Raw genomic sequence first — 13,363 nt, 5'->3', positions numbered from 1 at the left:
CGCCCTGAAGTATACGTTAAACCGGTTCCAGCTTGGCGTAGCTCACCATTAACCATTTGCTGCCTTCGGCGTCGAAATTCACCTGAACACGCGCATGTGGACCTGAGCCCTCGTAATTCAGAATGACCCCTTCGCCAAACAAGGCGTGATTGACCCGCTGGCCCAACGCAAACGTTGTATCCGGAATGGCGGCACCCGCAAACGGATTAGGCCGACCCGCACCGAACGGCTGCTTGACCGAATTAGACAGGCGGACTTCCTGAATCAGGTTTGGTGGCACCTCGCGGATAAAGCGCGAGAGCTTGTTGTAAGTCTCGGTTCCATGAAGCCGGCGCGTTTCCGCATAGGTCATCACCAGACGTTTCATGGCCCGGGTAATTCCCACATAGGCCAAGCGGCGTTCCTCCTCCAAGCGGCCGGACTCTTCCAGGCTCATCTTGTGAGGGAACAGGCCTTCTTCCATACCAGCCAGGAAGACCAGCGGAAACTCCAGACCCTTCGCACTGTGCAGCGTCATGAGTTGTACACAGTCTTCATGGCTGTCTGCCTGATTATCCCCAGATTCCAAGGCCGCATGGTCAAGGAAGTTAGCCAGGGGAGAACGATCATCGTCACCACTGAAACCAAAGGACTTCGCGGCGCTGATCAACTCCTCAAGGTTTTCGACCCGTGCCTGACCTTTCTCGCCCTTTTCAGCCTTGTGATAGGCCACAAGCCCTGTCTGCTCGATCACGATCTGAGTCAGCGTATGCAGCGGGACATCTTCAGACCTGAGCCCCAGTTCATCGATCAACTCGACAAAGGCATTCAGACTGGATGCTGCCCGACCGGATACCGACTTGGTGCCGACCGCATCATGCAGTGCTTGCCACATGGAGTAGCCGTTTGTGCGTGCAGTGTTACGCAGGATCTCGACCGTCTTTTCACCAATGCCGCGGGGTGGAACATTGATGACACGCTCCAGCGCCGCATCGTCATGGCGATGACAGATCAAGCGTAGATACGCCATCGCATTCTTGATTTCGGCGCGTTCAAAGAAGCGTTGGCCGCCATAGATGCGATAGGGAATTTTTTCCCTCAGCAACGCTTCTTCCAATACCCGTGACTGGGCGTTGGAGCGATACAGAATGGCCATTTCGCTTAGCGAGAGACCCTTCTTCGATTCGCTTTCGATAGTTTCGACGATATAGCGGGCTTCATCGTGCTCGTTGAAGCCCGCGTAAAGGGTAATGGCTTCGCCTTCACCCGTATCTGTCCACAGCTCTTTACCGAGCCGATCGCTGTTATTGGCGATCAGGCCATTGGCTGCCTGCAAAATCGTGCTGGTGGAACGGTAATTCTGCTCCAGACGAATAATGGCGGCAGAGAAGTCCTGGTTGAACTGCTGGATATTCTCGATACGCGCGCCACGCCAGCCGTAGATGGACTGGTCGTCATCACCCACTACCATCAGACTCTCTCCGCCCTGGGCGAGCAGCTTGAGCCATGCGTACTGCACGGCATTGGTATCCTGGAACTCATCTACCAGCACATGGCGGAAACGGCGCTGGTAATGGGCAAGCAAGTCCGGATTATCGCGCCACAGCTCCAAGGCACGGAGCAGCAACTCGGAAAAGTCGATGACGCCGGCACGAGCACACGCCGCTTCATACGCCTCGTAGATGCTGCGCATGGTGGCCAGGAACAGATCGCCACTGGCCTGGATATGCTGCGGACGTAAGCCTTCGTCTTTCTGGCCGTTGATGAACCACTGCGCCTGCCGTGCCGGCCAGCGCTGCTCATCCAGCCCCAGATCCCGAATGACCCGCTTGACTAGCCGCTGCTGATCGTCGCTGTCCAGAATCAGAAAGTTCTGGGACAACTTGGCTTCCTGCCAATGAGCTCTGAGCAGACGATGGGCAAGCCCGTGGAACGTGCCGACCCACATGCCTTGCGGATTCATGTTCAAGAGCTGCTCGATCCGATGGCGCATTTCGGCAGCGGCTTTGTTAGTAAAGGTCACCGCCAGGAGCGAGTGGGGCGACGCATGCTCGACCTGGATCAACCAGGCGATGCGGTGCACCAGCACCCGGGTTTTGCCGGAACCGGCACCCGCAAGCACTAACTGTCGGCCAAGGGGCGCCGCCACCGCTTCACGCTGGGCGGCATTCAGGGAATTCAGGAGGAGAGAGAGGTCATCATGCATGAGCACATTGTAACGACTCGCGCGCTGGACTGCATGGGCGGCTGGTCAGCTTCATGCACGAACCAGCCGCTTTTTTACCGAAATTGCGGGTTTCGAGTGGTCGTACCTGCTTCCAAGTTGCGCATCAACAATCCATAGGCGAGATCGATACCTTCCGGAACCGCCAAGTAGACGCTATGGCTACTGCCCGGAGCGGTTTCCAGGCGGATACCGCGCGCGTTTTCCATCGCTTCGACTGAAAGGTTCAGATTGCCGTTAGGCGTCATGACCTCGATAGAATCGCCCAAGTCGAAGCGATTCTTTACGATTACTTCAGCCAGTCCGTTGCGACGTTCACCGGTCAACTCACCCACGAACTGCTGGCGCTCGGATACCGAATAGCCCTGGTTATAATTCTGATATTCGTCGTGCACATGGCGGCGCAGAAAACCCTCGGTGTAACCGCGGTGAGCCAATGACTCCAGGGTATCCATCAAGGATTTATCGAAAGGGCGGCCCGCCGCTGCATCATCGATAGCCTTGCGATAGACTTGCGCTGTACGCGCCACGTAGTAATGGGACTTGGTCCGGCCTTCGATTTTCAATGAGTGCACACCCATCCTCGCCAGCCGCTCGACATGGTGCACGGCTCGCAAGTCCTTGGAATTCATGATGTAGGTGCCATGCTCATCCTCATAGGCCTCCATCAGCTCACCCGGTCGGCCCGCTTCTTCCAGCAGGAAAACCTCATCTGTAGGCGTACCAGAGCCTAGCGTTGGTTCCGGTACGTTGAGTGCGATAGGGTCATGATGCTGCACGATAGCGCCTAATGCATCCTCTTTCCCTAAGTGAGCTTTGTATTCCCAGCGACAGGCGTTGGTACAGGTACCCTGATTAGGATCGCGCCGGTTGATATAGCCAGATAGTAGGCAGCGTCCGGAATAAGCCATGCACAGCGCGCCGTGAACGAAAACTTCCAGCTCCATTCCCGGTACGTGTTGGCGGATTTCTTCAATCTCCTCCAACGACAGTTCTCGGGACAGAATCACGCGTGACAGACCTTGGCTCTCCCAAAACTTCACGCTCGCCCAGTTCACCGCATTGGCTTGTACTGACAGATGAATCGGCATCTGGGGAAATGCCTGACGCACCAGCATGATCAAGCCAGGATCTGACATGATCAACGCATCCGGACCCATGGCAATGACGGGCTCGATATCCTTCAGAAACGTCTTCAGCTTGGCGTTGTGTGGCGCGATGTTGACCACTACATAAAATCGTTTGCCTTGCGCATGTGCCTCATTAATGCCCAGCGCGAGGTGCTCATGGTCGAATTCATTATTTCTGACCCGGAGGCTATACCGTGGCTGCCCCGCGTAGACGGCATCCGCTCCATAAGCGAAGGCGTAACGCATGGATTTCAGCGTACCGGCAGGGGAGAAGAGTTCGGGTTTGAAGAAATGCGTGATGCTCATGGGGTAGCGACTTCAAAGCCATGAGCTTATAAGAGCAGACTGTGGACGGTATTGATCCAGGTCTATAAACCTAGGGATGCTGTTCGTAGCAAGGATTCGCTAACGCTTGGCGAACCCTTACTTGAATGCGATTAGGCGACTAAATTGCCCAGCAGCATTGCAAATCCCAGTACCCCCAACGGAAACGCCCAATATTGCATTGGAATCCAGAACAGGGTGTGGCGCTTACGCAGCTCAACGGTTTGCTGGGTTTCTGGGTCAATCAGGATCTTTCCCGGACGGCTATTCAGCCGCTTACCGAAATAGAAAACGGCCATAGCGGATGCAAGTAGCGTTAGCGGGAAAATGATGAGGTTAGTTGCACCTAAAAGGCCACCTAGTAAGGAGCCAATCAAGGCCACAAACAGGGGAATAATAACGACTAAAAAACCAAAACCTTGCCATATTAAAAGCATCTTTTATCTTCCTTGATTGGGTTGTGACACATTAACTACCATGCGGAGCGATCTTCGGACTCTGCCTTTATAAGATCTTACTTCCACTCTATTTTAGCAATTTCATAGATCTTTGAGAAAGCCTCTTGGATCAACAATCTCATCTGCATACCAGGTAAGTGATCTGTATTCTTCTTCTAGGTACTCAAAATAAGAACTAAAATTGTGGCTTTCAATAGACAATAGTCCTCCTAGCTTTTCTAAAAGAACAAGCCTATGTCTGTAGGAAAGATAATTTAAGCTGGGAAGAATATATTTTCTTATTATTTCTTCTCTATCAGAGGTTTTGTTTGGATCGTATCTCCATAATTCTTCTCCTAAGTTTTCCTCTCTGTCATATATCTCAATGCCTCCTAAAAAAGAGTTAATGTTTGGTATATAGGGGTTTTCTAAAAAAGAATGTTTAAGCATTAGGCATATAGTTTAATTGCTAAGCTTTTATTAAAGCATATCGATAGCGGTCTAGACTGGATAAGTTTTTTTTAGCTTTTCTAAAGCATCATATATTCTATTTTTTTCAGTTTTGATATTTTGCTTGCACCAGTCTGTTATTAATTTTACAGCCAAGCTTTTACTTACGTTATGACTTTCATTCATAAATTCAAAGGTGATCCCGTTATTTTCTATAAATTCTTCAGGAGTTCCATCTGGATCTGAGTCTATATATACGCCAGAATGTTCTAAAGCTACGCTTTCTCCTTTGTTTAATGAGTCTATTAATAATAAAATATAATCATTGCTTGTTGAGGTTCTTAGGGTTTTAAAATCTAAAAGGCAGCAGTTTAAGATTGAAAAGTCTTTTTCTTTGGACGACATGGTGCATATTCTTTGAAAGTTAGTCGTAGGCAAGGCTTAGTCTCAAAAGCCTCATTTAGGTAAACTATTAAATAAATAAATCTGTTTCCGAGCATAGTGAGAAGCTCTGAAGAATTGAAAAGAAGTTTAACTACCATGAGGACTGATCTTCTGAGGCTGCTCTATTAAGGTCATCTGCCCATCTATTAGTAATAAATTCAAATATTTCTATGAAAAAACCCTTAGGGTTTTCAATTTCCGATGAATCCCAAGCAGTACAGGTATAGTCATCAGAATCATAGTCAGTTTCAAATAGTTCTGAAAAGTCAAAATTAGAATTTTCTAATGCCTCTTTTAGTACGTTGTAAAGTACAAATCTGTGCCGATAGGATATATTTTCTATTGCGGGTAAAATGTAATTTTTAATTATTTCTTCACGATCTTTTTCATCATTTGGATTGTATCTCCATAGCTCCTCTCCCAAAGTTTCCTCTCGGTCGTATATCTCTATGCCGCATAGTAAGTGGCTAACTTGAGGGTTGTAGGGAAGATCTATAGAGGGATGTTTTAACATTTTTCACCTATTTAATTGCTATAAATTATCTACAGGAAACGCAGTGAAAGGCCTTCTTGTATTGTCTTTATCAAATTTTACTTCTGCTCCATTCATGTTTTCGTTAAATTTTGGATTTTGTGGATCTTTTTTGTTTGGCTTATATCCTCTTCCTGCCCCAGGTAAATCTACCCTAACGATATTATTGCCTTTATGGTCTACGCCTGTATGTAAAGGTAAGCCACGAGCCTCTCTTGTTAATGCGGCATTAATAGCATGCAACTGTAGTTTCCAATTTTTAAATTGAGAGCTTGGGTTACCCTTCGCTTTCTTGGGGAGTTCTCCGTTGCTAGGATCAGTCCCGTCAATCGCTCTTTGTTTGAGCTTATCTCTAGGGATTTCAGGACCATGCTTTGTTATGGTATGCATGTCATATCTTTCTTCGTATTCTTTGACACGACGTTTAGCATTAGCCTCAGATAATCTTTCTATCTTTGATTGACGTTCTTCTCGTGAGCGCTCAGGGCTGGGGGCGTTAGGCTCTCCTGAATTTATATTAGCAGTAGGAGTTTCTGCTGTGCCGGTGGAGCAACTTGCTATACCTGGGCAATTATTCAACCCCAACGGATCCACCCACCCCGTCGGGTTAGGCACATACTGATAGTTATTCAACCCACCCGCTAATTTGATCGGGTCGGGTGTCAGGAAGCGGCCCGTATTGGGATTGTAGTAACGGTGTCGGTTGTAGTGTAGACCGGTTTCCTGGTCAAAATATTGCCCCTGGAAACGCAAAGGGTTTTCCAGTTCGGCGACTTCTAGTTTTGCCACGTTACCGTAGGCGCGGTACTTGGCAGACCAGACGATAGAACCCGCTGCACTGGTCAGTTCCTGCGGTGTGCCGAGGTGGTCGAGCTGGTAGTAATAAGGTTCGGCTGCTTTCCCTTCACCGTGCAGCATCGCCAAGGGGCGGAACGTGCCGGGCTCGTAGACATAGCTGCGGTAGTGGTTTTGCCCGCTTTCGGCGATTAGCCGTTCGCCTTGCCAGAGAAACTCGGTGGTTTGGCCATCAATAGTTTTGGCGATGCGTCGACCAAAGGCGTCGTAACGGTACTCGGCGACTCGCCCGTCAGGGAGTGTTGTGGCAATCAGGCGGTGCTGGTTGTCATAGCGGTATTTAGTGACCAGTCTTTGAGCTGCGCCGCGTCGTTCACGAGTCAGATTGCCATAGGCGTCGTAATCGTAGTGGCTATCGCCCTGCATCAACAGGCGGTTGCCTTTGACGTTGGCAAGGCGTGCGCCTTCCTGTCCCGTCTGGCTAAGCAAGTTACCGGCCGGATCGTGGGCAAAGCTCTCGGGCAAATCGCCCCGAACCGCTATCAGTCGATCCAGCGGGTCATAATGGAAGTGCTTGTTGCCTTTGCGGGAGTCTTCGATCGCAGCGAGATTGCCATTGGCATCGTAGGCATAGCGACGTTGATAAACACTGCGCTCCTGTTGGCTGATGCGGTGGGCTTGGAGGCGGCCTTGCTCGTCATAGTGGTAATGGCTGAGCAGTGCGCCTTGCTGGCGGTATTGTTCACGTCCGCCCGGTAGGTATTGGTGAGCCGTCAGTGGCTGACCATTCAGGTCAATAGTGCTTAGCAGGCCGCCATTACGATAGCGGTAATCAAGCAGGCTGCCATCCGGCAGGCGGCAATGGCTGAGCTGCCCAAGGACATCATATTGATAACGGAACGTTGCCCAACCTTGATGCTCGGTAATAAGGCGATTCTGAAGATCGTACTCATAGGCGAGCGGCCATTGGCCGTCATCTACACTGACCAACCGGCCAAGCGCATCATAGGCGTAATGAATTTTCTGGTCGTCAGGAAGTGTTTTAACGAGCAGCCGCCCAGCTGCGTCACGCTGGTAGCAGGTAACCAGCTGACTACCGTCTTCGCCGAATTCTGTTTTTTCTGTCAGATGGCCGTTAAGGTCGTAGGCATAGGCTGTTGTACGGCCATCAAAGCCTGTCTCTTCTCGAATCAGGCCGTTGGGGTAGTAGTCGAGCTGGTAGTGCTCACCACGTTCGTTCTCTATCTCTGTCAATAACAGGCGAGCGTTGTCGTAGCGATAACGCAACTGGCTGCCATCAGGGTTGATCCGGCGACTGACGAGGTGCAGGTTGTCCGCGTATTCGTAGCGGGTAACGCGTCCCAACTCATCCCGCTCGGCTGTTATTTTGCCGTATGCATTGTAGGTAAACGCGCGCGTCCCACCGCCCGGCAGCGTAACCTGACTGAGTCGGCCAACGGCGTCCCATTGATACTGGGTAACAGCGCCTGATTCGTCCTGTCGAGTGATTTGGCGGCCAAGCGCATCGTACCGATAACGGCGCTGGCCACCGTCAGGCAGCAACTCTTCTATCAGCTGGCCTTGGGGATTCCAGGTGAGTTCATGACGGCTACCATCAGGATGTTGAATACTGAGCAGGTTGCCCCGGCTGTCATAGTGGTATTGAGTGGTGTTGCCGTCCGGATCCGTCTGAGCGGTAATATCACCTTGGGCATTACGCCGATATTTCCAGACAGCCTTGCCTCGGCTGACCGTGCGTACGAAGCCTTTATGGTATTCGTAATAGGTAGGCTCATCTTCAGGCGGAATGACAGCAATGAGATGACCCGCCTCGTCATGCTGGTATTCAGTGATAGCGCCTAGCGGATCTTTCTCGGCAATCAGCTGGCCTTTTTCATCGTATACCTTGTGATGCTTGGCGCCGTCCGGGTCGATCTGCTGGACGAGGCGGGCGTTTTCATCATGTTGGTAGACCTGCTGACTACCGTCTGAGTTATGAACGGTAACAGTACCGTTGTCTTCCCAGACGTAACGTGTATCCATCTGAGCAAAATTGGCCCAGTGATGGACGCAACGGGACTGTTTTCCTTCGCCTTCCCATTCCCAGAAGAACGCCGCTCCGCCCGCCAGTTGACGCTTCTGGATAACGTGCTGATCGTTGTAGCGATAATGCTCGCTTTCACCTGCCGCGTTTGTAGCAGACAAGAGCTGGCCTTGGGCGTTATATCCATAGGTGGCCAGGGTCTGGACGGTATGCCAACTCACTTCTTCATTATCGGCAGGGCGGTAGACCTGATAATCAACCGCTACGATATGAGCGTGCTCATACGTGAAGCGCAGCGCGCGACCTGCAGTATTCGTTAGGCGAACAATCCGGTCTCGGGCATCCCGAGAAATGCTTAAGGTATTGCTATGGGCGTCGCTGATGGCGATCAGGCGGGCGCTTTGACCTATCCGCCGGAAGTGATAAAAACGAGGCGTTGCACCCGCTTGCGCAAGAACCAGCTCGCTTGGGTCCTCACCAAGATAGATCGCTGCAGCGGAAAGCCGGTTCGTAATGGCAGGACGTTGCTGGCTTGGTAGCGGAAGCTCGGTGCGGCGATTCTCATGGTCTGTCCAGATAACCGTGTCGCCCTGAATTTCCAACCTATGGGCCAGACTATGGCTCCATCCATAGCCCAAGCCAACATTGTGCTCGACAGCACTGGTGCGATAGAGGCGAGACCAGGGAAAGGCGAGCACCCCATCCAGCTCTCCATCGGTCAGGGTAAGCAATTCCTCACCTGTAACCATGGAAACCGGACAGCCGTTAGTGCAGGTTTTGGCGCATTCCTGCGAAGGTTTGTCGTTAGGATCCTTAGCCGGCTTGGAGACGTCATCAACCTTTTCTTCGCGAGATAGACGCGTTTGACGCCGCGTCTTATTTCGGCTTGCCGTTGAGGCATTTTCTATCGTTTGGCTCGGCGTATCGGCTGGGATAGGTCTTTCGCTTGCAGGCGCTACCTTGGCGTTGATTTTACGGGCTGTATTCGCCTCGCTGATTTCACCATGGGCCGCTAAAGGCTTTAAGGTGTCTGCATGTACAGACAGTGCATGGGATTGACTTGCGTTGATTAACGTATCGGCAAGCTTGCTGATTAAAGCTGTCGCTTGACCAGACTTGAGTGTTTCCAAAGCTTTGGTGCCAACGCGGATTGCGAGCCCCGCACCGCCGCTCAAAATAATCCCGACGACAATATTGATTAAAAGCTCGCCGGTAAATTGAGCCAATACTTCAACACATGTCTGAGGCGGTAACAGCTTGACCCAGCTAACAATTGCCGCCACGTAAATAAACATCAGTGGCTCATCACTAGCGATCAGTAAGGCTGTACTTAGCGATTCCTTGGAGGCGGTATAGAGCTTTTTCAGCTCGTCTGGACTCAAGTATTTAGCGAGCTTTTTAGCATTCTCATAAGGATGAGCAATCAATTGAAAAAGTGACTTTATGTCGTCCCAGAGCGAGAGCAGTGCATGCTCAAAGCCCTCTAGGGCAGCCTCCAGTTGGAGTTTTAAACGTTGTCCCGAGTTAGCGTTTTGATAGGTGCTCCATAAAGGTTGGAATTGATTGGTCTATTCGCTTTGAAGCCATGCAGCAAGCTTTTGAATAACGCCTTGATAAGAGCTATATAGGGCTTCTACCTGAGCCTTCGTTACATTCGGGAAAAACGTAATGCGATAGAGCTGCCCACGCTTGCAGCCAGAAATGACTTTTATGCCGCTTGGGCCGATTTCATCATTAATGACGGGTCCTGTAACTTCATCCCCGTTCCAGGCTCTCTTGACAGGTTCCAGCCGTACGGGTGTATTGCCAATGGGAATAAAGCGGGCGGCTTCAAAAGCATGAACTAACGTGAACTCTCCATTCAGCGGGCACGTTGCGTAGTTCGTAACAGGGGAGGTGTAATCCTTGTCTTTGCTAATGCTTAACTCATCGCCAATCTTGAACGTTTGATCGGCATCCAATGCCCAACCGGTCCAGAGGCTTTCTGCTAGCTCTTTATAGGTGCCTAGGCAGCTTTTGAATTCGGAGATTACTTTGCTTGCATCAGGTGACTCGGCACCCAAACCAATAAACGAGAACGAGCCGAGCCGAGGAATCATAGTGAAGCATCCTTTTCAAGTTGAGCGATAAGTTGCGCCGTATCGTCCATGTCTGTTTCCTGGCGCTGAACAAAGCGTTTGATCTTTTGTAAAAGATTGATTTCTGGGAATTTGAAGTAAATGTCTGGGTGATTTTCTTGAATGTGCTGCATCAGGTTATCGATCAGCGTTGAGGCATCGTTTTCATGCAATGCATCAAGTACCGTCTGGGGCACGTTCCACCAAGGGTATGTTCGAGCGGTTTGGTAAGTACTTGGGGTTATGCTGGCGTTGAATTGATTAACCCAGTACTGATCGAAGCAAGGTAATACGGTAGAGAACTGCTGATTCAGGATCTGAATCACAGGGACCAGATGCCGGCCATCCCAAAAGCGGAAAAACACTTCGCTACCGTCTGGCATAAAGACTTTGGTCAGACTCTTGAGGTGCTCGACGATAGCTGTTGGCTCATGCGTGGATAGGGCTAGCCATCCCCAGTCTTTATGTTTTTCTTGAGCGGCCCAATCCAGAAATGTATTGTTTAGACTGAGCCTACCTAGGTAGGGCATCACCGGCTGCCAGTCAGCGTAGGGGGTACCTTCCCAAATGGGCAAAGGGACAAAAGCTTCACGAGCTTCGTAATAGGCCTTCAGTGGATTGGCATCGCTGGTGTTACTCATCACGACATAAAGGGATGAGTTATCAGTTGACTGTTGAGCTAACCACTCCTGAGGGGTAAGCAAATTGTCAGAGCGCACAGAACCCCTCCTTGCACTTTTCGCATTCTTCGCAGAATGGCGAATTGCGCTTGAAGGTATTGATCTGTGCGGGTGTTAGCAGAGCACCTGCCTTATCTACGTCGGCTGGCCTTACAGGTCCCGGCAGCAGAGGGGATGCACCGGTTCCGCTGCCTGCGTTGCCTCCAGAGTTGATGCGGACCGTTGGGCCGACGATAGTGATGCCGCTGGCGTCCAGCTTGATGAAGCTACCGCCTGCCTTGAAGGTAAGTTCGCTGCCAGCCTCCAAAACAACCTTCAAACCACTGGATAAATGGATTTCCTGCCCCGCACTGACGAACTGACCTGTACCGATCTTGATATGCTGATTCTGTCCGACGGTGAGGTGGTCGTTGGTCTTGACCTCAACCTTGCGGTCTGCATCCGTGGTGCGGTGTTCCTCCGCCTTGTATTCCGTGTAGCTGTTGGCCTCGACAATATCGTGTCGCTCATGCCCCACGCGGATCTTCTGGTCGTGTTCGATGTTCTCGTCCCAGTCCCGCTGGGCATGAACATAGATCTGCTCCTGACCTTTCTTGTCCTCAATGCGCAGCTCGTTATAGCCACCACCGCCCGGTGTGCTTAGGGTCTTGAAAACGCTGCGGGTCTTGTTGGCGGGCAGGTCATAAGGAACCTGATGTTCCATGTGGAACAGGCAACCCGTGACCAGGGGTTGGTCCGGGTCGCCTTCCAAGAAGGTGACCAGTACCTCCATGCCGATGCGAGGAATGGCGATACCGCCGTAGCGATCGCCCGCCCAGCTGGACGAGACGCGTAGCCAGCAGCTGGTCTGCTCGTTGGCCTGGCCTTCACGGTCCCAATGAAACTGCACCTTCACCCGACCGTATTCATCACAATGGATCTCTTCGCCCTTGGGTCCAGTAACCACAGCGGTCTGGCTGCCCAGGATCTTGGGCTTGGGATGTTCAAGCGCAGGACGGAAGGGTACGTCCCAGGGCGTTGACGTGAAGCGGTTGCGGTAGCCCTGGGTAAAGCCGTCGTGCTTGTCCACATCACTGGTAACTGACTCTTCCAAGACCTGTGGCTGCTTGCCCTCATGCCAGAGGCCGGTCAGTAGCCACAGCTGGTTCCAATCACGGCGGGGATGCTCGGACAGTTCCAGGAAGTGACCGGTCACCAGCTTAGGCTGATCGCTTTCACCTTCGGCCAGCTGATAGTCGCTGCGGTGACGCTCAAGGGCGCGCTGGGCGAGGTGCTTGCCGCGGGTGCGATCGGTGAAGCGACCCGGGTAGTCATAGTCTTCCAGGTCGGGCTTAGCCTCGCTCTTGTAGGCGGCCTCCATGCGCAGGCGCGGCTGCTCGAAGTCATAGTCGCGGCGGGAGACACGGGCGGTACGGGTTTCCAGGCGTACGCCAAAGCGTTTGACTACCGGCTCGTCTGCTACAAGCCCCGAGCCCTGTACATAAGCAGTCGGTGGTGTGAGCCTGGGAAAGCCGGTCTGGTCATCACCAAACACCAGGACGTGGTTATCCTGGGTATGCTCGAAGTGGTAGTGCAGGCCTTCCTCTTCGCAGAGCCGCTGAATGAAGTGCAGGTCGGTCTCATCGTACTGGACGCAATACTCGCGAGGCGGATAGACCGTTGGCCCCAGCTGGAAACGGTAGGCGTCCGCCAGGATGCCGTGGTCTTCCAGCACTTGGGCAATGATCTGCGGAACGGTGAGCTTCTGGAAGATGCGCTGGTTGGTACGGTGCGCAAGGTAAGTCAGACGCGGCACCAACATGACGTGATAGCGGGTGAGGCGCTTGCCGGCATCGCCCTGGCCGATCTGGTAGAGCTGACCATGCACGCCGCTACCGTTGGGCGAGAAGGCCAGAAAGGCGCGCTGATGCAGCAGGGCTTCAAGGTCGAGGTCGGACCGTTCGCTGACCAGTTCGAGGTCAAAGCGAAAGGGCTGGCTGATCGACTCCTGTCCCGTAAAACTCAGGACTTGGAAATCAGGCGTGACCCCATCTGAGGTCGATCCGTGAATGGATAGCGAAAAGTGAGTCGTATTCGCTGGGTTGAACATTCCGTGTTCCTCCAGATGGTCGTCGCAAAAACAATTTCGGCCAGGAAACCTGGCCGAAAAGGCTAACCGTACTAGCATGGAATGAGCCAATGCCAGAGATCATGGCGCTTGACTCATT

Annotated in this window: 10 protein-coding genes; all 10 read right to left on the bottom strand. The window is 51.9% G+C overall.

Annotation, left to right across the window (positions count from 1 at the left end; all coding sequences use genetic code 11):
• Positions 1-16: 16 nt before the first annotated feature.
• The 10 genes from uvrD to PLU01S_RS00350 all read right to left on the bottom strand — a co-directional run bounded on the left by uvrD (position 17) and on the right by PLU01S_RS00350 (position 13,245).
• Positions 17-2,185, bottom strand: coding sequence for a DNA helicase II (uvrD, locus tag PLU01S_RS00385; RefSeq protein ID WP_074820902.1), 2,169 nt, complete (start codon positions 2,183-2,185; stop codon positions 17-19).
• A 74-nt stretch (positions 2,186-2,259) separates the two neighbouring features.
• Entirely contained in the window at positions 2,260-3,639 is a 1,380-nt protein-coding gene (trhP, locus tag PLU01S_RS00380) for a prephenate-dependent tRNA uridine(34) hydroxylase TrhP (protein WP_074820900.1), read from the bottom strand.
• Between the two features lie 131 nt (positions 3,640-3,770).
• A complete protein-coding gene (locus PLU01S_RS00375; protein WP_010796312.1) occupies positions 3,771-4,094 on the bottom strand; it encodes a hypothetical protein in 324 nt (107 codons plus the stop codon).
• A 102-nt stretch (positions 4,095-4,196) separates the two neighbouring features.
• Entirely contained in the window at positions 4,197-4,544 is a 348-nt protein-coding gene (locus tag PLU01S_RS00370; protein WP_233432097.1) for a hypothetical protein, read from the bottom strand.
• Positions 4,545-4,595: 51 nt separating this feature from the next.
• Positions 4,596-4,949, bottom strand: coding sequence for a hypothetical protein (locus PLU01S_RS25290; RefSeq protein WP_139208652.1), 354 nt, complete (start codon positions 4,947-4,949; stop codon positions 4,596-4,598).
• 130 nt (positions 4,950-5,079) lie between these two features.
• Entirely contained in the window at positions 5,080-5,502 is a 423-nt protein-coding gene (locus PLU01S_RS00365; RefSeq protein ID WP_074820897.1) for a hypothetical protein, read from the bottom strand.
• A gap of 18 nt (positions 5,503-5,520) precedes the next feature.
• On the bottom strand, positions 5,521-9,654 hold the full coding sequence (locus PLU01S_RS00360; protein WP_414707764.1) for an RHS repeat-associated core domain-containing protein: 4,134 nt from the start codon (positions 9,652-9,654) through the stop codon (positions 5,521-5,523).
• Between the two features lie 273 nt (positions 9,655-9,927).
• Positions 9,928-10,458 (bottom strand): hypothetical protein, encoded by a 531-nt coding sequence (locus tag PLU01S_RS26485; protein WP_288658222.1) that lies wholly within the window; start codon positions 10,456-10,458, stop codon positions 9,928-9,930.
• On the bottom strand, positions 10,455-11,195 hold the full coding sequence (locus tag PLU01S_RS00355; RefSeq protein WP_074820894.1) for a DUF4123 domain-containing protein: 741 nt from the start codon (positions 11,193-11,195) through the stop codon (positions 10,455-10,457). Before PLU01S_RS00355 ends, PLU01S_RS26485 begins: the two co-directional genes overlap by 4 nt.
• A complete protein-coding gene (locus PLU01S_RS00350) occupies positions 11,185-13,245 on the bottom strand; it encodes a type VI secretion system Vgr family protein (RefSeq protein ID WP_074820891.1) in 2,061 nt (686 codons plus the stop codon). Before PLU01S_RS00350 ends, PLU01S_RS00355 begins: the two co-directional genes overlap by 11 nt.
• Between the last annotated feature and the right edge of the window lie 118 nt (positions 13,246-13,363).

Origin of the sequence: Pseudomonas luteola NBRC 103146 (genome assembly GCF_002091675.1) — a bacterium.
Lineage (GTDB): Bacteria > Pseudomonadota > Gammaproteobacteria > Pseudomonadales > Pseudomonadaceae > Chryseomonas > Chryseomonas luteola.
Note: the sequence above shows the minus strand (reverse complement) of the source record. Positions and strands in the feature narration are given on the sequence as shown.

Coding starts and splice junctions, on each gene's coding strand:
- uvrD (WP_074820902.1), bottom strand. CDS start 2,185: ATGCATGATGACCTCTCTCTCCTCCTGAATTCCCTGAATGCCGCCCAG.
- trhP (WP_074820900.1), bottom strand. CDS start 3,639: ATGAGCATCACGCATTTCTTCAAACCCGAACTCTTCTCCCCTGCCGGT.
- PLU01S_RS00375 (WP_010796312.1), bottom strand. CDS start 4,094: ATGCTTTTAATATGGCAAGGTTTTGGTTTTTTAGTCGTTATTATTCCC.
- PLU01S_RS00370 (WP_233432097.1), bottom strand. CDS start 4,544: ATGCTTAAACATTCTTTTTTAGAAAACCCCTATATACCAAACATTAAC.
- PLU01S_RS25290 (WP_139208652.1), bottom strand. CDS start 4,949: ATGTCGTCCAAAGAAAAAGACTTTTCAATCTTAAACTGCTGCCTTTTA.
- PLU01S_RS00365 (WP_074820897.1), bottom strand. CDS start 5,502: ATGTTAAAACATCCCTCTATAGATCTTCCCTACAACCCTCAAGTTAGC.
- PLU01S_RS00360 (WP_414707764.1), bottom strand. CDS start 9,654: ATGTTTATTTACGTGGCGGCAATTGTTAGCTGGGTCAAGCTGTTACCG.
- PLU01S_RS26485 (WP_288658222.1), bottom strand. CDS start 10,458: ATGATTCCTCGGCTCGGCTCGTTCTCGTTTATTGGTTTGGGTGCCGAG.
- PLU01S_RS00350 (WP_074820891.1), bottom strand. CDS start 13,245: ATGTTCAACCCAGCGAATACGACTCACTTTTCGCTATCCATTCACGGA.